This is a genomic window from Ruegeria sp. D4, assembly GCF_056534475.1.
The window spans coordinates 260,918-281,176 of record NZ_JBQFPJ010000004.1 but is presented as its reverse complement, the minus strand read 5'-3'; the positions used below and the strand labels follow the sequence as shown (position 1 = coordinate 281,176).

Here is a 20,259-nt window from a genome sequence, read left to right as displayed (position 1 = left end):
GCCGGTCCGTTTCGGGCCGGCTCTTTTTTCATACTATCCGGACGACGACGGATTTCAGGACAAAACCCAATCGGCAGTGTTGGCGCAAACGTCGCAAATGCCTTTTTTGAATATGTTTTCCAGAGCGGTCAAAGAACTTTCGAATCAATGACGGCGGCGGTTGAATTTTGTGATCACACGATAAAACGCCGTGATCACAAATCCGAAAAATCTTCGCTAATTCCCCTACGTCCATCAAAAAACCCTTTAAACTTGTCCCTTAGACCCCCCTATAACGGTTTAATCGTAGTCAGACGGGACAGTTTCGATGAACATTCACGAATATCAGGCCAAGGCTCTTCTTCGCAGCTATGGCGCTCCGGTCTCCGAGGGTCGCGCGGTTCTGCGCGCCGAGGAAGCCAAAACCGCAGCCGGTGAACTGGATGGACCGCTTTGGGTCGTCAAAGCACAGATCCATGCGGGTGGGCGCGGCAAGGGCTCATTCAAGGAAGCCGATGCCGGCGAAAAGGGCGGCGTCCGTCTGACCAAATCGGTTGAGGAAGCCGCCGAAGAAGCCAAGAAGATGCTGGGCCGCACGCTGGTCACCCATCAGACCGGCCCGGCTGGCAAGCAGGTCAACCGCATCTATATCGAAGCCGGTTCGGGCATCGAGCGTGAACTGTACCTGGCCCTGCTGGTGGACCGCCAGACCAGCCGCATCTCGTTCGTATGCTCGACCGAAGGCGGCATGGACATCGAAGAGGTGGCCGCAGCCACGCCCGAGAAAATCCTGTCCTTCTCAGTTGATCCCGCAACCGGCTATCAGGCCTATCACGGCCGCCGCATCGCTTTCTCGCTGGGTCTGGAAGGCGCGCAGGTCAAGCAATGCGTCAAGCTGATGAACCAGCTCTATAACGCCTTCGTCGAGAAGGACATGGAGATGCTGGAGATCAACCCGTTGATCATCTCGGACAAGGGCGACCTCAAGGTGCTGGACGCCAAGGTCGGCTTTGACGGCAACGCGGTCTACCGCCACCCCGATATCGCCGAACTGCGCGACACGACCGAGGAAGATCCCAAGGAACTGGAAGCGTCGAAATACGACCTGAACTACATCGCGCTGGACGGTGAGATCGGCTGCATGGTCAACGGCGCGGGTCTGGCGATGGCGACGATGGATATCATCAAGCTCTATGGGGCCGAGCCCGCCAACTTCCTGGACGTTGGCGGCGGTGCTACCAAAGAGAAAGTGACCGAAGCGTTCAAGATCATCACCAGCGATCCGAACGTCAAAGGCATTCTGGTCAACATCTTCGGCGGCATCATGCGTTGTGACGTAATTGCCGAGGGCGTTGTCGCGGCTGTGAAAGAAGTCGGCCTGAAAGTACCGCTGGTCGTGCGCCTGGAAGGCACGAATGTCGAGAAGGGCAAAGAGATCATCAACACCTCCGGCCTGGACGTGATTGCGGCAGACAACCTGAAAGACGGTGCCGAGAAGATCGTGAAGGCGGTCAAGGGGTAAGCTCGGGTAGCTGGTTCAACCACAGGGGCTGATAGGACATCCGGGATGCGCAGCGGTCTGAGAAACGCGTTTGAAAACTTGAGCTGGGCGGGGCGCCATAAAGGGCCGCGCTCGGGTCAGGGCTCGACGCTTGAGGCGACGGCTCCGCTACGCGCGGCACTGCCCGGGATCTTTGAAAGTTATCGGGTCCGGACCTTTCTTGATGCGCCCTGTGGGGACTGGACATGGATGCAGCATTTGGATCTGACGGGCATCGACTATACCGGCGGCGATATCTCGCTTGAGGTGGTTGATGCGGTCAAAGCCCGGCACGGGGCACCGGGTCGTTCCTTCATGCATCTGGACATCACGTCCGATCCGTTGCCCCGGGTCGACCTGATGATGTGCCGGGATTGCCTGTTTCACCTGAAATGGTGGCTGCGCTGGGCCTTCTTCGAAAATTTCGTGCAAAGCGGGACACCCTACCTGTTGACCACAATGCATTACGTTCCCGTCAATGGAAGGCTGAGAGCCAATGCTGGCTTTCAAAGGTTCAACCCCTGCGCCGCGCCATTTAATTTCGACGACCCCGTTGAGACCATTTCGGAAACAGGCGAGATCAACCTGGACCCCGAGTATCTGCAAAGCCCGGCGGGGCAGAACCAGCGGTCATTGGGCATTTGGTTGCGCGAACAGGTCATCGCCGCCCTTGAGCGGCACAGAGGTGCGTCATGAAAGGCGCTGAAACCCTGTCATGATCCGTTGGGCATTCATATCGCTTTTGACGCTGGCGCAACCGGTTCTGGCGCAGCAGGGCGTAACGCTGCGTGATGCGGCGCAGGCCAATGTCACCGGCCTGACCTATTGGTGCGTCGAGGTGATGTTCCGGCGGGCGCAGGCCGCGCAGGCCTTTCCGGCGGCAGGGTTCACCTATCGCAAGGTCGATCGCGGCGTGAACGAATACGGCATTCATCGGGGCAGCAGCCACTATTTCGACGCACCCGCAAACACGGCGCATGCCGAGGTGGACGATACCAGCCGTCCCGCCGGTCTTTGCACTGTGTACACAACCCATCTGAATCAGGCGGACATGGCGGCGATCGTGGGCCGAACGCTTTACCAGTATTTTCCGACGACTGAGCAGTTCAGCCCGACAAGCTGGCATATCTCACTGGACGGCGGCTTGCCGTTGATCATCGAACTCTCAACCATCCAGAACAACCACAGATATGAAACTCCGGGCACTGTGCGCGTCTCTATGACCTATCCCGGCTAGCAGGAACAAAGGAAAGTAAATGGCAGTCCTCATCGACGAAAACACCAAAGTCATCTGTCAGGGCTTCACCGGCTCGCAGGGAACATTCCACTCTGAGCAGGCCATCGCCTATGGCACCAAGATGGTCGGCGGTGTGACCCCGGGCAAAGGTGGCATGACCCATCTTGACCTGCCCGTGTTCAACTCGGTCCACGAGGCCAAGCATGTGACCGAAGCCAACGCCAGCGTGATCTACGTTCCTCCGCCGTTTGCAGCCGACTCGATCCTCGAAGCGATCGATGCCGAGATGGAAGTGATCGTCTGCATCACCGAAGGCATCCCGGTTCTGGACATGATGAAGGTTAAGCGTGCTCTGGAAGGTTCGAAATCGCGTCTGATCGGCCCGAACTGCCCCGGTGTCATCACGCCCGACGCCTGTAAGATCGGCATCATGCCCGGCCACATCCACAAGCGCGGCTCGGTCGGTGTTGTGTCGCGTTCGGGCACGCTGACCTATGAGGCCGTCAAGCAGACTACTGATGTGGGTCTGGGCCAGTCTACCTGTGTGGGCATCGGCGGCGACCCGATCAAAGGCACCGAGCATATCGACGTGCTGGAATGGTTCCTAGCAGATGACGAGACCGAGTCGATTATCATGATCGGTGAGATCGGTGGTTCCGCCGAGGAAGAAGCCGCGCAGTTCCTGGCAGACGAGGCCAAGAAGGGCCGCAAAAAGCCAACCGCCGGTTTCATCGCGGGCCGCACAGCCCCTCCGGGCCGTCGCATGGGCCATGCAGGCGCGATTGTCGCCGGTGGCAAAGGTGGTGCCGAGGACAAGATCGAAGCAATGCGCTCGGCCGGTATCGTTGTAGCCGAAAGCCCGGCGCAGCTGGGTGAGGCTGTTTTGGAAGCGATTGGGTAAATGAACAAGAACCGGGCATATGCTCTGAGGGCAGCGCCCGAAAAACGGGTGGGCGAAAAACGCCCGCCCGATGTTCCTATTTTTTTGCCGCGTAAATTTGCTACTTGGGCAATTCCATTCGTCGCGATATTGGCTGCAACATTCGCTCAATCCAAGGCTGCGTCCGCTGCCGATGGTCGGTTCGTAACGCGATGGTCGGTAAGCCCATGACCTTCTCTGACGCCATCCGCACCTGTTTCTCAAAGTTCTTCACCTTCTCGGGCCGTGCCTCGCGGCCCGAATACTGGTTCTTTTTCCTGTTCATCGTGATCTGGAACATCATTGCCGGTATCATCGACTGGCAGTTCTTCACTCAGGTCGCGGTCAGTGAAAGCGATGAGGTCAAGTCCGTCGCCGCCACGTCCCGGCAACCTGTGCAGAGCATTGTCGGCCTGATCGTATTCTTTCCGCATCTGGCCGTGGCCTTCCGCCGGATGCACGACACCGGGCGGAGCGGGCTTTATGCCCTGCTGCCGATCCTGCTGATCGTGGGCGCGTTTGCGGTTCTGATCTTTGGCATCGGCCTCGCCAGCCAGTTCCACGGTGGTACGATGGATATTCTGCTGACACGTGCCACGCTGCTTATCGTCATTCCGACACTGCTTGTTCTGTTTGTGTCGCCCCTTCTGGTGCTGTGGTGGCTGACCCGCCCCAGCCAGCCAGGCACCAACCAATACGGTCCCAACCCATATGAGGTAGCCCAATGACCGAACATTCGCCCAACTCAGCCTTTCATGCCTCGAGCTTCATGCAGGGGCACAATGCCGAATATCTGGAGCAGCTTTACGCCCAGTACACCAAGAACCCCGGTGCGGTGGATGCCGCCTGGGCCGAGTTCTTCAAAGCCATGGGCGACGACGCGCCGGATGTGCAGAAAGAAGCGGAAGGGCCATCCTGGGCGCGCACGGACTGGCCGCCGGTGCCGGGGGATGACCTGACGGGTGCGCTGACCGGCGAATGGGCCGAGATCGACGCCAAGGCGGCAGGCAAGAAGATCAGGGACAAGGCTGCGGCCAAGGGTGTCGAGGTCAGCGACGATCAGATCAAGCGCGCCGTGCTGGACAGCCTGCGGGCGCTGATGCTGATCCGGGCCTATCGCATCCGGGGCCACCTGGCCGCCGATCTGGACCCGCTTGGCATGCGCGCAGCCAGCAACCACCCCGAGCTGGATCCAAGGACCTACGGCTTTACCGATGCCGACATGGACCGACCGATCTTCATCGACAACGTTCTGGGCCTGCAGATGGCCAGCATGCGTCAGATCGTCGAGATCGTGAAGCGGACCTATTGCGGCACCTTCGCACTGCAATACATGCATATCTCTGACCCGGAAGAGGCCGCATGGCTGAAGGAACGGATCGAGGGCTACGGCAAGGAGATCGCCTTCACCAAGGAAGGCCGCAAGGCGATCCTGAACAAGATGGTCGAGGCAGAAGGGTTCGAAAAGTTCCTGCACGTCAAATACATGGGTACTAAGCGGTTCGGTCTGGACGGCGGTGAGGCGCTGATCCCCGCGATGGAACAGATAATCAAGCGCGGCGGCGCGCTGGGTCTGAGCGATATCGTGATCGGGATGCCGCACCGGGGCCGTCTGAACATTCTGGCCAACGTGATGGGCAAACCCTATCGCGCCATCTTCAACGAGTTCCAGGGCGGCAGTTTCAAGCCCGAGGACGTGGACGGTTCGGGCGACGTGAAATACCACCTCGGCGCGTCCAGCGACCGCGAGTTCGATGGCAACTCGGTGCACCTGTCGCTGACCGCCAACCCATCGCACCTTGAGGCGGTGAACCCGGTGGTTCTGGGCAAGGTCCGCGCCAAGCAGGATCAGTTGAACGACACCGACCGCACCAAGGTGATGGCCATTCTGCTGCATGGCGATGCGGCCTTTGCCGGTCAGGGTGTCGTGGCCGAAGGGTTCGGTCTGTCGGGTCTGCGCGGGCACAAGACCGGCGGCACCATGCACATCGTCGTGAACAACCAGATCGGTTTCACGACCGCGCCGCACTTCTCGCGCTCCAGCCCCTATCCCACCGATATCGCGCTGATGGTCGAGGCACCGATCTTCCACGTGAATGGCGACGACCCCGAGGCCGTGGTACATGCCGCCAAGGTGGCAACCGAGTTCCGTCAGAAGTTCCACAAGGACGTGGTCATCGACATCTTCTGCTATCGCCGGTTCGGGCACAACGAGGGCGACGAGCCCATGTTCACCAACCCGATTATGTACAAGAAGATCAAGACGCATAAGACCACGCTGTCGCTTTATACCGAGCGGCTGGTCAAGGACGGCCTGATCCCCGAGGGCGAGATCGAGGACATGAAGGCGGCCTTCCAGGCGCATCTGAACAATGAGTTCGAGGCCGGAAAGGACTATAAACCCAACAAGGCCGACTGGCTGGACGGGCGCTGGTCTCATCTGGACAAGAACAAAGAAGAATACATGCGCGGCGAGACGGCCATCACACCCGAAACGCTGAGCGAAATCGGAGGTGCGCTGACCCGTGCACCCGAGGGCTTTGCCCTGCACAAGACCGTGGGTCGTCTGCTGGATCACAAGAAACAGATGTTCGAGTCGGGTCAAGGGTTCGACTGGGCCACGGGCGAGGCGCTGGCCTTCGGGTCGTTGCTGACCGAGGGCTACCCGGTGCGACTGGCAGGTCAGGACGCGACGCGCGGCACGTTCAGCCAGCGCCACTCGGGTTTCGTCCACCAGGAAACCGAAGAGCGTTATTACCCGCTGAACCATATTCGCGCGGGCCAGTCGCAATATGACGTGATTGACTCGATGCTGTCCGAATATGCGGTTCTGGGTTTCGAATACGGTTATTCGCTGGCCGAACCCAACGCACTGGTTCTTTGGGAGGCGCAGTTTGGTGACTTTGCCAACGGTGCGCAGATCATGTTCGACCAGTTCATCAGCTCGGGCGAAAGCAAATGGCTGCGGATGTCCGGTCTGGTCACTCTGCTGCCGCATGGGTTCGAAGGTCAAGGACCTGAACACAGCTCGGCCCGTCTGGAGCGGTTCTTGCAGATGTGCGGTCAGGACAACTGGATCGTGGCGAACTGTACGACGCCTGCGAACTACTTCCACATCCTGCGCCGTCAGCTGCACCGCACCTTCCGCAAGCCGCTGATCCTGGTGACGCCCAAATCGTTGCTGCGCCACAAGCTGGCGGTCAGCACGGCCGAGGATTTCACCACCGGCTCAAGCTTCCACCGGGTGCTGTGGGACGACGCGCAGAAAGGTAATTCGGACACCAAGCTGGTTGCGGACGACAAGATCAAACGCGTCGTCATGTGTTCCGGCAAGGTCTATTTCGACCTGCTGGAGGAACGCGACGCACGCGGCATTGATGACGTCTATCTGATGCGGATCGAGCAGTATTACCCGTTCCCGGCGCATTCGCTGATCAACGAGCTTGAGCGCTTCAAGGGTGCCGAAATGGTCTGGTGTCAAGAAGAACCCAAAAACCAGGGCGCTTGGTCCTTTATCGAACCCAATATCGAATGGGTGCTGACCCGTATCGGCGCAAAACATACTCGCCCAGTCTATGCCGGTCGCGCAACCTCGGCCTCGCCCGCGACGGGTCTGGCCAGCCAACACAAAGCCCAACAAGAGGCGCTCGTGAACGAAGCGCTGAGCATTGAAGGAAAGTAAGCGATGACGATTGAAGTTCGTGTTCCCACGCTTGGCGAATCCGTCACAGAAGCCACGGTCGCAACATGGTTCAAGAAACCCGGCGACGCCGTGGCAGTGGACGAGATGCTGTGTGAACTGGAAACCGACAAGGTGACAGTTGAAGTACCCTCGCCCGCCGCAGGCGTGATGGGCGAGATTGTAGCGGCAGAGGGTGAAACGGTTGGCGTGAACGCCCTGCTGGCCACCATTACCGCCGGTGAAGGCGCCGCCCCTGCGCCTGCTGCGGCCGCCCCGGCTCCGGCGGCAGCACCGGCAGCATCCGGAGGCAGCGTCGACGTGATGGTCCCGACTTTGGGCGAGTCCGTTACCGAAGCAACCGTATCCACCTGGTTCAAGCAGGTTGGTGACACCGTGGCCCAGGACGAGATGCTGTGTGAGTTGGAGACCGACAAGGTGTCAGTCGAGGTCCCGGCCCCGGCAGCCGGCGTTCTGGCCGAAATCGTGGCACCCGAAGGGTCAACCGTGGATGCAACCGCGAAACTGGCGGTGATCTCGGGCGCGGCCGCTGGCGCGGCGCCCGCACCGGCTGTTGCTGCCGCTGCGGCTGCTCCGGCGGCGGCCAGCGCTGGCAAGGACGTTGCAAACGCGCCGTCCGCCGAAAAGGCGATGGCCGAGGCCGGTCTGTCCTCCGATCAGGTCACGGGCACGGGCCGCGATGGCCGCATAATGAAGGAAGACGTGGCAAAAGCTGTTGCAGCGGCTACAGCCCCAGCGCCTGCGGCGGCTGTGCCCGCCCCCGCTGCCCAGGCCCAGCGCGCACCGGTTGCCGCCGAGGACGAGGCCCGCGAGGAGCGCGTGCGCATGACCCGTCTGCGCCAGACCATCGCCAAGCGCCTGAAGGATGCACAGAACACCGCAGCGATCCTGACCACCTATAACGAGGTGGACATGACCGAGGTGATGGCCCTGCGCAACCAGTACAAGGAGCAGTTCGAGAAGAAGCACGGTGTGCGGCTTGGCTTCATGTCCTTCTTCACCAAGGCCTGCTGCCACGCGCTGAAAGAAGTTCCGGAAGTCAACGCCGAGATCGACGGCACCGATATCGTCTACAAGAACTTCGTGCACATGGGGGTTGCCGCCGGCACGCCTCAAGGTCTGGTTGTTCCGGTCATCCGTGATGCTGACAGCATGTCCTTTGCAGCAATCGAAAAAGCCATCGCCGAAAAAGGCAAGCGCGCCCGTGACGGTAAGCTGTCGATGGCCGAAATGCAGGGCGGCACCTTCACCATCTCGAACGGTGGTGTCTACGGCTCTCTGATGTCGTCGCCGATCCTGAACCCCCCGCAATCGGGTATTCTGGGCATGCACAAGATCCAGGATCGTCCGATGGTCATCAATGGTGAGATCAAGATCCGCCCGATGATGTATCTGGCGCTGTCCTACGATCACCGGATCGTTGACGGCAAAGGCGCCGTGACCTTCCTTGTACGTGTAAAAGAGGCGCTGGAAGATCCGCGCCGCCTCCTGATGGATCTGTAATCATGGCGACACATGTACTCTGGCAGGCCGACGTGGCCGATTTCGATGCCTGGCTGAAAGTGTTCCGCGAGGATCAGCCAATGCGCAAGGCCGCGGGCATCCGCGACCTGCATGTCTGGCGCGATCCCGATCAGAAGGATCACGCAATTGCTATGTTCGAGGTGGTGGACCTGAACAAGGCGAGGGATTTTTTCGGATCCGAGGAGCTGGCCATGCATCACGAGCGCGGCGGCATTGCCCATATCACGATCAAGCTGTTGGAACCCGTCTAAGGACGAACATGCCCCGACCCGCAGATGCCGGGTCGTGCGGCCACCGGGTGATCCGGTCGATTTAGGAGAATATTATGGCAAATTATGATGTCATCGTTATCGGCGCCGGACCCGGCGGCTATGTCTGCGCCATCCGTTGCTCCCAGCTGGGGCTGAAAACCGCCGTGGTCGAAGGCCGCGATACGCTGGGCGGTACCTGCCTGAATGTGGGCTGCATTCCGTCGAAGGCGCTGCTGCATGCCAGCCATCAGCTGCATGAGGCCGAGCATAACTTTGCCAAGATGGGCCTGAAGGGCAAAAGCCCCTCTGTCGACTGGAAACAGATGCAGGCCTACAAGGACGAGGTGATCGAGGGCAACACCAAGGGCATCGAGTTCCTGTTCAAGAAGAACAAGATCGACTGGTTGAAGGGATGGGGTTCGATCCCCGCTGCCGGTCAAGTCAAGGTGGGCGACGAGGTGCATGAGGCCAAGAACATCATCATCGCCTCCGGCTCCGAACCGTCTGCTCTGCCGGGTGTCGAGGTCGATGAAAAGGTGGTCGTGACATCGACAGGGGCGCTGTCGCTGGGCAAGATTCCGAAGAAGATGGTTGTCATCGGCGCCGGCGTGATCGGGCTGGAACTGGGCTCGGTCTACAGCCGCCTGGGGGCCGAGGTGACGGTGATCGAATTCCTCAAGGAAATCACGCCGGGCATGGACCCCGAGGTGCAGAAGACCTTCCAGCGCATCCTCAAGAAACAGGGCCTGAAATTCGTCATGGGGGCGGCAGTCCAGAAGACCGAAGCCACCAAGACCAAAGCCAAGGTGACCTACAAGCTGCTCAAGGACGACAGCGAACACGTGATCGAAGCCGATACCGTGCTGGTCGCCACCGGGCGCAAGCCGTACTCGGACGGACTGGGACTGGACGCTCTCGGTGTTGAGATGACGCCACGCGGCCAGATCAAGGTTGGGGCCGACTGGCAGACCAATGTGCCGGGGATCTATTCCATCGGTGACGTGACCGAAGGCCCGATGCTGGCGCACAAGGCCGAAGACGAAGGCATGGCCGCCGCCGAGCAGGTTGCAGGCAAGCATGGGCACGTCAACTATGGTGTCATTCCCGGCGTGATCTACACCTGGCCCGAGGTGGCCAATGTGGGCGAGACCGAAGCGACCCTCAAGGAACAGGGCCGCGCCTACAAAGTCGGCAAATTCATGTTCATGGGAAATGGCCGCGCCAAGGCGAATTTTGCCGCCGATGGATTTGTCAAAATCCTCGCCGACAAGGACACGGACCGAATTCTGGGCGCGCATATCATCGGCCCGGCTGCCGGCGATCTGATCCACGAGGTCTGCGTGGCGATGGAGTTTGGTGCGTCGGCCGAAGATCTGGCCCTGACCTGCCATGCCCACCCCACCTATTCCGAAGCAGTGCGCGAAGCAGCACTGGCCTGTGGCGACGGTCCGATACACTCGTAGGGAACCACCAGACTGAACCAAGGTATGCGAGGCTCTGCCTCGCGCTCCGGGATATTTGGAGCCAGATGAAGTTCGGATCCGCTCTTTATCTGGCCGAAAGTATCCCGGGGGAGTCGCGCGGCACGCGCGGCGGGGCAGAGCCCCCGTTACCACATGGTTTTTGCCGCGCGGGCGACCCATTCACGATCGTAGTCCGCGCCGCCTTCCTCGCCACCTGACGCTTCGGCCAGCATTTCGCCGATCGTTGGCAGATCGGTGCTCTGGTCCCTGCCTGTCCAAGTTCCGGCCCGCATCAGGGCACGGGCGCATTGGGTGTAGATTTCGTCTATTTCGATGACAATGACGGTTGCCGGGGTCTTCCCGTGTTTCTCGAACCTGTCACGCATTCCGATATCTGCGGTCAGGCGCCCGGTTCCGTTCAGCCGAACGACGTTGTTCGACCCCGGCACGATAAACATGAGAGAAACGCACGGGTCGCGGACGATATTGCGCAAGGAATCCAGCCTGTTGTTTCCACGCCAATCCGGAAGCGCCAGAGTTTTGGCGTCAAGCTCCAGCACCACGGGGCCATCATCGCCACGCGGGCTGCCATCGACACCTTCGGGGCCCACCGTGCTGAGAATACAAAGGCGTGAAGCCATGATCCATTTTCGGTAAAGCGGTGTCAGATGGCGCACCACCTTGCGCAAGGACGGCGCGCCGGGTTTGCCATAAAGCGCCTCAAGCGCGGTTATGTCGTCAATGAACTCCATCCGGATCAAACCCCACTTCCCGCATCAGACTGTTCGACCGCGTCTCGATCTCCTGTTCCAGCCGGTCCAGAAATTCGTCCCGGGCCACACCCGGTTCGATCGGATCCAGGAAATCGACAATTGCAAGGCCGGGCTTGCGCATGATCCCGGAGCGGGGCCAGAAAACGCCCGCATTGGTGGCCACCGGAACACATGGAAACCCGAGACCTTCATAAAGCACCGCGGTTCCAACCTTGTATGGTTTCTGAACGCCCGGCGCGACTCGGGTGCCTTGCGGGTAGATCACCAGTTGACCAGGTTCGGTGAATTCCTTTGCGACATCCTTGACCATCTTCGCCACGGCCGCGCCCCTTTTGCCGCGGTTGACCGGAATACACCCCAAGCGGCGGGCATACATGCCGATGATCGGGGTCCACAGAAGCTCTCGTTTCATGATGAACTTGCCGTGGGGGATGGCGCTGAAGATCATGATGATGTCGAGGAAGGACTGGTGCTTGGCGCCGATGACGACTTCGTCATGGGGGGGTGATCCGCGCACCTCGCAGCGGATGCCGACCATCCAGCGGGCCAGCCAGATCGTGCTGCGGGCGTAGGTCTTGCAGGCCTGCAATGCGCCGCGTTTGGTGAACAGGGCATAGGGCGCGAAGACAATGCCAAGGATCAACATCCAGGCATAGATTGTGATCATGAAGATCAAAGAGCGAATCCATTGAAAACCTGTTCGCATCAGGAAAGCTCCTTTAGTTTTCTGCGGGCGGCGCTCCAGGTCGCGAAGAACGCAACCGTAGCACCTAGAAGCGGGATGACGGCCGGCAGCAACCATCCTGCCCCCTGAAAGCCGAGCCCGGTCAGAAACCCGCCCGCATCCGAGGTATCGGGCAGCAGTGACACGCCGATCATTCCAAACAGGGTTCCGATCCCGGCCCCCAGAAGCGCCCGATAGGTAAAGCGGCGCACGAAGGCTCCGGCGATGAAACGGTCGCGGGCTCCGACCTGGCGTAGGACCTCGATGATCCGGGCGTTGGCGGCCAGCGAGGCGTTGGCAGCCAGCGTGATCATTGCGGCGGTTGCACCGCCGATCAGCAGAATGGAAATCCAGCCCAGTCGCCGCACCGACATGGCCGCGTCAACCAGCGGTTCGCGCCAGCGTGTGTGGTCATCCAGAACCGCGCCAGGCACCTCGGCGCTCAGGCGAAGGCGCAGCCCGGCGGCATCCAGCCCCGGTTCGCCTTCGATAATCTCGATCAGTTGCGGCACGGGCAGAGTGTCCAGTGGCAGATCGGGTCCGAACCATGGCGATAGCAGAGCGGCCTGTTCCTGATCCGTCAAGGCGCGGGCCGAGGCGACTCCAGGGGTCTGGCCAAGGACGGTCAGGGCGGCTTCGGTCTGGGCCGCAAGCTGTCCGGCAGGGGCGTTGATGCGCAAGGTGGCGGCACCGGCCAGTTCCGACGCCCAGCGATCCGCCACGCGGCCCGAAGCCAGCGACAGGGCCAGCGCAAATACCGCCAGAAATCCCATCGCGCCCGAGACGAACAGGGTCAGATGCGCGGTATACCCTGTGGGCGGAACCACCCGGTCGGCGCGTTTGTCGCGCGACAGCAGGTTGCGGATGGTGCCATTGCTCATAGATCGGCCCCCGCGAGCTGCAGCTTGCGCTGCGAGATCCGCAGAACACGCGCCTGTACCTGGCTTTTGGCGGCGCGGATCAGGCTGAGGTCATGGGTCGCGATCAGCACCGTTTTGCCCATCCGGTTCAGTTCGACCAGCAGGCGCAGCAGGCGCTGCGACATTTCCCAGTCCACATTGCCGGTGGGTTCATCCGCCAGCACCACATCCGGCGACAGGATCACCGCGCGGGCCAGCGCGGCGCGCTGGCGTTCGCCGCCCGACAGTTCCGGCGGATGCGCCTCGAGCCTTGATCCAAGCCCGACCCAGCTCAGCAGTTCTGTCAGGTTGTCCTGTTCGGCCGTTTCGGCCCGCCCCGAAACCATCAGCGGCAGAGCCACGTTTTCCGCCAGTGTCATGTGGTCGAGAAACTGGCAATCCTGATGGACCACGCCGATCCGGCGACGCAACAGGGCCATCTGGTCGCGGTCCAGCCGGGCAATATCGCTGTTAAACGCGCTGAGACGACCGGATGTCGGCAACAGAGCGCCGTAGCACAGTTTGAGGAACGTGGTCTTGCCCGCACCCGAAGGACCGGTCAGAAAGTGGAAGGACCCCGGCGGCAGCTGGATCGACACGTCGCTCAGCAGTTCGCCGTCGCCATAGGTGTAGCTGACATTCTCCAGCTCGATCACAAGGTGCGCCCCCAGGTTTTTTCTGCCGCTCTTCTTGCCCGAGCGCGGTTGCGGTTTCAATGCCTGCACCGGGTCGATTTGGTGACACTTGACCCGTGAAACCGAAATCGCCCTTTGCTGTTGGGTCTTAACGGAATATGGTTCCTTAAAAAACTACTATCAGGCCGATCAATCGGCCAGGAGGCAGCATGCGTCTTACGTGTCCCAATTGCAGTGCCCAGTATGAAGTTCCGGATGAGGTTATTCCGGAAGAAGGCCGCGACGTTCAGTGTTCCAATTGTGAAGAGACGTGGTTTCAGGCGAAGAACCCGGCTGAAGCAGTCTCTGCGCCCGAACCGGCAGCACCGGATGCTGCAACCGATGAGGCGCCCGAGCCCGCATCGCCGCCAGCGGACGACATGAACGAGCCCGCAGAGGCGCAGCCTGCTGAAGCCAAAAGCGGTGTCGACCCCTCTGTCGCCAGCATCCTGAAGGAGGAGGCAGCCCGCGAGGCGGAATTGCGGGCCAAGGAAGGGGGCGGCCTTGAAAGCCAGCCTGATCTTGCGCTGGAACCGGTCGCCAAACCGGCGCCTGCGACGCAATCCGTTCCCGTGGAAACCGCCGCAGATGCGGGGCAGAAAGACGCTTTGCCGGATGTCGAGGCGATCAATTCCAGCCTGCGCAGCGATGAAGTGAACGCGTCCGATACCGACGATCAGCCCGCGCAGCGCAAATCGGGCGGCTTTCTGCGGGGATTCTCACTGATCCTGATCATCGGTGTTCTTCTGTTTCTGATCTACGGCAACGCGCAGCAGATCAGTGAAGCTGTTCCGCAGGCCGACCCTGTTCTGAAACCCTATGTCTCGCTGGTGGATCAGGCGCGCGTCTGGCTTCAAGCGCAATCCGGGGCGGTTCAGAACTGAACCGCGCAAAACCAAGCGTCAGAAACGTTCCAGCAAGCGTTTGAGGTATTCCAGCTCGATCTTGGGCCGATCGGATTCACCGGTGCGGCGGCGGATTTCGTCCAGCAGTTCACGCGCGCGGCGATAGACGTCTTCCCCCTGCAAAAGGTTGTCGTCGGTCGAGATCGACCCGGCAGCACCCGGGCTGCGGCCCAGTGGATCGCGGTTGTTGGCCTCCATGTCGCCTTCCTGCGAGCCCTGTCCCGGTTGGTTCTGTTGGTTCTGCGCCAGCGCCTCGCCCAGCGAGCGCATGCCCTCGCGCAGGGCCTCCATCGCTTCGGACTGTCGGTCAATGGCTTCGGCCAGATCGTCGCCGCGCAGGGCGTCTTCCGCTTCGTCCATGGCGCGACCGGCGCGGCCCAGCGCCTCGCGCGCCGCTTCACCTTCGGCGGTTCCGGCACCCGGCAGGCCCTGTTCCTGACGTCTGAGTTCCTCGCGCAGGGCCTGCTGGCGGTCTGCAAGCGATCCCTGGCCCTGTTGTCCGCCGCCGGCCTGATCGTCCGAGCCGTCACCCTGACCGCCCTGGCCTTCATGGCTCTGGCCCCGGCCCAGGCCACCGGAACGGCCTTCGTTGCCGCGGCTTTCGCCGGCCTGCGCACCGGGGTTGAACTGTTCCTGCAAATCCCGGAACGCCTGATCGCTGAGGCCCTGCTGTTCGCGCAGGGTTTCCGCAAGCCCTTCCATGGCCTGTTGACCCTCGGACTGTCCGCCCTGCCCCTGACCTTGGGTCACGCGCATGTTTTCCATCATCTGCTGGAACTCTTCCAGCGCCTGTTGCGCCTCGGCCATGCGGCCCTGTTCCATCAGTTCCTGAATGCGGTCCATCATCCGCTGCAGATCGTCCTGGGTCATCTGCAGAGACTCGCCATTTGGGCCTGTCTGGTTCTCGCCGCCTTCACCGTTTTCTTGTGCCAGCCGCTGAAGCTGTCGCATGTAATCCTGCGTGGCTTCGCGCAACTCCTGCATCAGCTCGGCGATTTCCTCGTCACTGGCACCATTCTTCATCGCCTCCGTCAGGCGCTCCTGCGCGCGGCGCATGCGTTCCAGCGCATCGGCCAGAGTGCCATCTTCGATCAGCACGGCCAGATCCCACAGGGCCTGGGCTATTTCGGCTTGCTGATCCGGCTTCAGGCCATAATCGGTGAACGTCTCCAACCGGCGCAGCACGACCCGAAGCCTCAGATAGGCGGTGTCGGACCGAAACAAATCCTCGGGGCGGTGGGACACGGCGCGCAGAACTTGCGCAATGCGCGGCGCATTGGAACGGGCCCACAACAGGTCACGCCGTTGTTCAATCACCGCGGCAGCCAGCGGGTCGAAGAAACGGCGCGCAGGAAGGGCCGTCTGATAGGGATCGGACCAGGTTTCCTGATCGGCGGCATCCCGTGCCATCAGGGTTATCGTGACCGGCAGGTGTGCCCAGGGATGTTCCGAGAAATCCTCGATCAGGTCTTCCGTGAAATCGGCCCGGTCGCCGGTGATCGGCATGGGCAGTTCAACGGTCACGGCTTCGCGCGGTTCAGGGTCTGCAGTCAGGCCAAAGCGGCGATCAACCGAGGCCAGATCAAGTTCGATCAATGCGGTGCCCGAGACCACGCCATAATCATCGCTTGCCGCAAAGGGCAGTTTCATCTGACCACCCGCCTCGGCTTCGGCCACATCGGTCACCGCAATCTGCGGCGCCGCGTCGGCAAGCAGGTTCAGCGCCCATTCGCGCCCTGCGGGGCCTTCGATCTTCAATTGCCCTGAATGTTCGGCCACGAAATCCTGTTCGGGATTGGTCTCGGCCTCGGCCCCCAAAAGAGACGTGGTCTCGGTCAGGCTGTGTGACCCGACTTCTCCGTAAAAGCGCAACGTGATGCGGCTGCCCTGTGGAAGCGTCAGATCGGGGCCCGGCTGATCGGCCAGATAGAGCGTCGGCAGACCGGTGTATCTGGGCGGTTCGATCCAGCCTTCCCAGCTTGGCCCCTGCCCCGCTGTCGCAGTACCCGGCGTCATCTCGGCCACGGATCCGATACGCCAGAACGACCCGAACAGGGTTGCGATCACCAGCGCCAGAAGCGCTGCATAGCGCAGGGCAAAGGGGTCGCGGTCTGCCAGCCTAAGGTCAGGCTTTACGGGTTCGGCCTGCGCCACCTTTTGTGCCATGCGTTTCTGGTGCGCCTGCCACAGGGCGACCGAGGCCGCGTCCATGGAGCCGATGGCCTGATCGTCTACCAAGGCCTGGATCGGGCGTCCCGGCAGTGTTTCATCTAGCCTCACCAACGCCTCGGCGCGTGTCGGTAGATGGAATCGCCTGACCCCGAACATGAGCGCAGAAAGCAGTCCAATCAGCGCGACACTGCCCGCCGCCCAGACAAATTCGACACTGACAAGATCCTGAAGACCCAACATCAGAGCGGCCAAAATGGCCATCAAAATAGAAAAAAACGGCCAAAACGCGCGCAAAACCCGCTCGGCCAGCATCCCTGCGAGCGTCAGCCACAGGGACAGCCGGGGAATAGGCAGGTTTGATCTGTCGCTCAAGGCGGGCCTCCTGATCAGGCCCGTGCGATCATCGCGTCAGAGCCATGGGGGTATGGTATCGCGGTTTATGATTTCGTCAAAGCTTGGGCGTTCACGAATAACCGCAAATTGATCCCCATGCACCAGAACCTCGGGGATCAGGGGACGGGTGTTGTATTCGCTGGACATCACCGCACCATAGGCCCCGGCGCTGCGGAACGCGACCAGATCACCGGCGTTCAGCGGCGGCATATCGCGCTGCTTGGCAAAGGTATCACCGGTTTCGCAGACCGGGCCCACGATGTCATAGGGTTGCTGTTCGACCCCCGGCGCGGGTTCATGAACGGCGACAATGTCATGATACGCCTCGTACATTGCGGGGCGGATCAGGTCGTTCATGGCGCCGTCAAGGATCAGGAAATCGCGACCCTCGCCGGATTTCACATAGATCACCTTGCTGACCATCAGCCCGGCATTTCCGGCAATCAATCGGCCCGGCTCGATCTCGATCTCGCAACCCAGATGGCCCAGCGTTTTCTTGATCAGTGCACCGTATTCCACCGGCAGTGGTGGCGCGTCATTCGAGCGGGTGTACGGAATGCCGAGACCACCGCCCAGATCGAGGCGACGAATATCGTGCCCTTCAGACCGCAGCTTTTCGGTCAGCTCCGCCACCTTGGTATATGCCAGCTCGAACGGCTCAAGCTCGGTCAGTTGCGAGCCGATATGAACGTCGATGCCGATCACCTCCAGCCCGGGTAGTCTGGCAGCATGGGCGTAGACTTCGGAAGCGCGCGCAATCGGGATGCCGAACTTGTTCTCGGACTTGCCGGTCGCGATCTTGGCGTGGGTTTTGGCGTCGACGTCGGGGTTCACCCGCACTGTGATCGGCGCCACAACGTCCAGCTCCTGCGCGACGGCATTGATCACCTCCATCTCGGGCTCGGATTCCACGTTGAACTGGCGGATGCCACCGGTCAGTGCGGTGCGAATTTCATCCGCCGTCTTGCCAACGCCCGAAAACACGATCCTGTCGCCCGGCACACCGGCTGCCTTGGCGCGCATGTATTCCCCGCCCGAGACCACGTCCATTCCCGCACCGGCTTGCGCCAGCGTTTTCAGAATCGCCTGATTGCTGGCCGCCTTCATCGCGTAGCAGACAAGGTGATCGGTGCCCTCAAGCGCGTCATCGAACAACTGAAAGTGCCGCAGCAATGTCGCGGTGGAATAGACGTAGAACGGCGTTCCGACCGCGGCTGCAATCTCGGAAATCGGGACATCCTCGGCGTAGAGCGCGCCGTCGCGGTAGAGAAAGTGATCCATGACTGCGCGCTTAGACCAAAAAGGGCATTCGGAGCAAATGATTCCGGCGGAACCCTTATTTTGTCGTCGAAATTCCCACGCGGCCATATCCCGAGATGGAAATGCCCGAACCTCTGGGTTCCGCCGCCGGTTCAGAGCGCGGTTTGTAGTTTGGGTCGCAAGCTGCAAGGGCGGCCAGCGAAAGGATCAGAAGAAAGGTTTTCATCAAGAGTTTTTCGTTCTTTCGTTCGGCCGGTCAGACACCAAAGAACACACCGACGGGTCCGCGCCAGAACCCGACGCCTGCGCCGACGTGAACGCCATTTGATCCGACACCGACACTGGCGCTCATGGTTGGGGTGGTCGGCTCGCCGTCCGCGCCGCACCCGGCCAGAGCAACTCCGACCGCGATCAGCATGAGGATGCGCATGACTTGTTTCACACCAGTCCCTTCCATCGCTCGGCCTGGGCGCGGACCTGATCCGGTGCCGTGCCGCCATAGGACTGACGTGAGTTTACCGAATTTTCGACGGTTAGGACAGAATAGACATCATTCGTGATATCGGCATGGACAGACTGCATATCCTCAAGGGTCAGATCGGGCAGGTCGCAGGCCTTGGCTTCGGCCATGGCCACCAGCGCGCCGGTGACGTGGTGGGCGTCGCGGAACGGCAGGCCCAGAACGCGCACCAGCCAGTCAGCCAGGTCGGTAGCGGTCGAAAAACCTGATCCGGCGGCGGCGGCAAGGCTGTCGCGGTTGGCGGTCATGTCTTTGACCATGCCTTCCATCGCCGCCAGCGCCAGCATCCAGTTGTCGGCGGCGTCAAAGACCTGTTCCTTGTCTTCCTGCATGTCCTTGGAATAGGCCAGCGGCAGGCCCTTCATCACCATCATCAGCGCGGTATTGGCGCCATAGATGCGCCCCACCTTGGCGCGGATCAGTTCCGCCGCATCCGGGTTCTTCTTTTGCGGCATGATCGATGATCCGGTCGAGAACCGGTCTGACAGCGTCACAAACCGGAACTGGGCCGAGGACCAGATCACCAGTTCCTCGGCGAAGCGCGACAGATGCACGGCACAGATCGAGGCGGTCGAAAGGAATTCCAGCGCGAAGTCGCGGTCGCTGACCGCATCCAGCGAGTTCGCCGCGGGGCGGTCAAAACCGAGCGCCTCGGCCGTCATGTGCCGGTCGATCGGGAAAGAAGTGCCCGCAAGCGCGGCGGCACCCAGCGGCGATTCGTTCATCCGGGCGCGGGCGTCGCGCACGCGGGACAGATCACGGCCAAACATCTCGACATAGGCCATCATGTGGTGACCCCACGTCACTGGCTGCGCGGTTTGCAGATGGGTAAAGCCCGGCATGACCCAGTCCGCCCCGGCCTCGGCCTGCGCCAAAAGCGCGCGGATCAGGGCCAGCAACCCGGTTTCCGCCGCGTCCAGCTGATCGCGGACCCAGAGTTTGAAATCGGTTGCCACCTGATCGTTACGGCTGCGGCCCGTGTGCAAACGGCCTGCGGGCTCTCCGATTACTTCCTTCAGGCGCGCTTCAACATTCATGTGGATGTCTTCCAGCGCGGTCGAGAACTGAAAATCTCCGTTCTGGATTTCTGACAAAACGGTGAGCAGCCCTTCCCGAATGGCCTGCGCGTCACTATCAGTTATAACGCCCGTGGCAGCCAGCATGGCGGCATGGGCGCGCGAGCCTGCGATGTCCTGGGCTGCCATCCGCTGATCGAACCCGATCGAGGCGTTGATTGCCTCCATGATCGCGTCTGGACCGGCGGCAAAGCGGCCGCCCCACATCTGGTTCGAGGATTGATCGGTCATGTTGGAAAACCCGGAGTTG

Annotated in this window: 19 protein-coding genes; 10 read left to right on the top strand and 9 right to left on the bottom strand. The window is 61.1% G+C overall.

Annotated elements, in window-relative coordinates; translation table 11 throughout:
- The first annotated feature begins 307 nt into the window (after positions 1-307).
- The 9 genes from sucC (at position 308) to lpdA (ending at position 10,613) form a co-directional block, all read left to right on the top strand.
- A complete protein-coding gene (gene sucC, locus ACR0MI_RS09085) occupies positions 308-1,501 on the top strand; it encodes an ADP-forming succinate--CoA ligase subunit beta (RefSeq protein WP_170614402.1) in 1,194 nt (397 codons plus the stop codon).
- A 45-nt stretch (positions 1,502-1,546) separates the two neighbouring features.
- Positions 1,547-2,215, top strand: a complete 669-nt coding sequence (locus ACR0MI_RS09080; protein WP_170614401.1) for a class I SAM-dependent methyltransferase — start codon at positions 1,547-1,549, stop codon at positions 2,213-2,215.
- A 19-nt stretch (positions 2,216-2,234) separates the two neighbouring features.
- Positions 2,235-2,756 carry a hypothetical protein gene (locus tag ACR0MI_RS09075; protein WP_170614400.1) on the top strand — a complete coding sequence of 174 codons (522 nt, stop codon included), beginning with the start codon at positions 2,235-2,237 and terminating at the stop codon, positions 2,754-2,756.
- 19 nt (positions 2,757-2,775) lie between these two features.
- Positions 2,776-3,657: a succinate--CoA ligase subunit alpha gene (sucD, locus tag ACR0MI_RS09070; protein WP_058278790.1), complete on the top strand. Its 882-nt coding sequence runs from the start codon at positions 2,776-2,778 to the stop codon at positions 3,655-3,657.
- 206 nt (positions 3,658-3,863) lie between these two features.
- Positions 3,864-4,403 (top strand): DUF805 domain-containing protein, encoded by a 540-nt coding sequence (locus ACR0MI_RS09065; protein WP_170614399.1) that lies wholly within the window; start codon positions 3,864-3,866, stop codon positions 4,401-4,403.
- Positions 4,400-7,357, top strand: a complete 2,958-nt coding sequence (locus ACR0MI_RS09060) for a 2-oxoglutarate dehydrogenase E1 component (protein WP_170614398.1) — start codon at positions 4,400-4,402, stop codon at positions 7,355-7,357. The genes ACR0MI_RS09065 and ACR0MI_RS09060 overlap by 4 nt, the downstream gene beginning before the upstream one ends.
- 3 nt (positions 7,358-7,360) lie before the next feature.
- Positions 7,361-8,878: a 2-oxoglutarate dehydrogenase complex dihydrolipoyllysine-residue succinyltransferase gene (odhB, locus tag ACR0MI_RS09055; RefSeq protein ID WP_170614397.1), complete on the top strand. Its 1,518-nt coding sequence runs from the start codon at positions 7,361-7,363 to the stop codon at positions 8,876-8,878.
- A 2-nt stretch (positions 8,879-8,880) separates the two neighbouring features.
- Positions 8,881-9,150, top strand: coding sequence for a hypothetical protein (locus ACR0MI_RS09050; protein ID WP_170614396.1), 270 nt, complete (start codon positions 8,881-8,883; stop codon positions 9,148-9,150).
- A gap of 74 nt (positions 9,151-9,224) precedes the next feature.
- Positions 9,225-10,613, top strand: a complete 1,389-nt coding sequence (gene lpdA, locus ACR0MI_RS09045; protein ID WP_170614395.1) for a dihydrolipoyl dehydrogenase — start codon at positions 9,225-9,227, stop codon at positions 10,611-10,613.
- Between the two features lie 146 nt (positions 10,614-10,759).
- Here the strand turns inward: lpdA and ACR0MI_RS09040 are convergent, their stop codons facing one another.
- The 4 genes from ACR0MI_RS09040 to ACR0MI_RS09025 are packed head-to-tail and all read right to left on the bottom strand — an operon-like array spanning position 10,760 to position 13,665.
- A complete protein-coding gene (locus tag ACR0MI_RS09040; RefSeq protein WP_170619259.1) occupies positions 10,760-11,365 on the bottom strand; it encodes a pyridoxamine 5'-phosphate oxidase family protein in 606 nt (201 codons plus the stop codon).
- Positions 11,352-12,092 (bottom strand): lysophospholipid acyltransferase family protein, encoded by a 741-nt coding sequence (locus ACR0MI_RS09035; protein ID WP_170614393.1) that lies wholly within the window; start codon positions 12,090-12,092, stop codon positions 11,352-11,354. The genes ACR0MI_RS09040 and ACR0MI_RS09035 overlap by 14 nt, the downstream gene beginning before the upstream one ends.
- Positions 12,092-12,991: an FtsX-like permease family protein gene (locus ACR0MI_RS09030; RefSeq protein ID WP_170614392.1), complete on the bottom strand. Its 900-nt coding sequence runs from the start codon at positions 12,989-12,991 to the stop codon at positions 12,092-12,094. Before ACR0MI_RS09030 ends, ACR0MI_RS09035 begins: the two co-directional genes overlap by 1 nt.
- Positions 12,988-13,665 (bottom strand): ATP-binding cassette domain-containing protein, encoded by a 678-nt coding sequence (locus ACR0MI_RS09025; RefSeq protein ID WP_170614460.1) that lies wholly within the window; start codon positions 13,663-13,665, stop codon positions 12,988-12,990. The genes ACR0MI_RS09030 and ACR0MI_RS09025 overlap by 4 nt, the downstream gene beginning before the upstream one ends.
- Positions 13,666-13,853: 188 nt before the next feature.
- On the opposite strand from ACR0MI_RS09025, the gene ACR0MI_RS09020 reads away from it, so the two are divergent.
- Entirely contained in the window at positions 13,854-14,567 is a 714-nt protein-coding gene (locus ACR0MI_RS09020; RefSeq protein WP_170614391.1) for a zinc-ribbon domain-containing protein, read from the top strand.
- An 18-nt stretch (positions 14,568-14,585) separates the two neighbouring features.
- Here ACR0MI_RS09020 and ACR0MI_RS09015 read toward each other — a convergent pair whose 3' ends face one another.
- From ACR0MI_RS09015 to argH, 5 genes are read right to left on the bottom strand one after another with little or no spacing between them, the layout of a single operon-like run.
- Positions 14,586-17,132 carry a TIGR02302 family protein gene (locus ACR0MI_RS09015; protein WP_480440901.1) on the bottom strand — a complete coding sequence of 849 codons (2,547 nt, stop codon included), beginning with the start codon at positions 17,130-17,132 and terminating at the stop codon, positions 14,586-14,588.
- 36 nt (positions 17,133-17,168) lie between these two features.
- Positions 17,169-18,434 (bottom strand): diaminopimelate decarboxylase, encoded by a 1,266-nt coding sequence (lysA, locus tag ACR0MI_RS09010; RefSeq protein ID WP_170614390.1) that lies wholly within the window; start codon positions 18,432-18,434, stop codon positions 17,169-17,171.
- A 55-nt stretch (positions 18,435-18,489) separates the two neighbouring features.
- On the bottom strand, positions 18,490-18,639 hold the full coding sequence (locus ACR0MI_RS09005; RefSeq protein WP_170614389.1) for a hypothetical protein: 150 nt from the start codon (positions 18,637-18,639) through the stop codon (positions 18,490-18,492).
- A gap of 30 nt (positions 18,640-18,669) precedes the next feature.
- Complete coding sequence (locus ACR0MI_RS09000) at positions 18,670-18,855, bottom strand: argininosuccinate lyase (protein WP_480440899.1); 186 nt, start codon at positions 18,853-18,855, stop codon at positions 18,670-18,672.
- On the bottom strand, positions 18,852-20,240 hold the full coding sequence (argH, locus tag ACR0MI_RS08995) for an argininosuccinate lyase (protein WP_170619261.1): 1,389 nt from the start codon (positions 20,238-20,240) through the stop codon (positions 18,852-18,854). Before argH ends, ACR0MI_RS09000 begins: the two co-directional genes overlap by 4 nt.
- Positions 20,241-20,259: the final 19 nt, after the last annotated feature.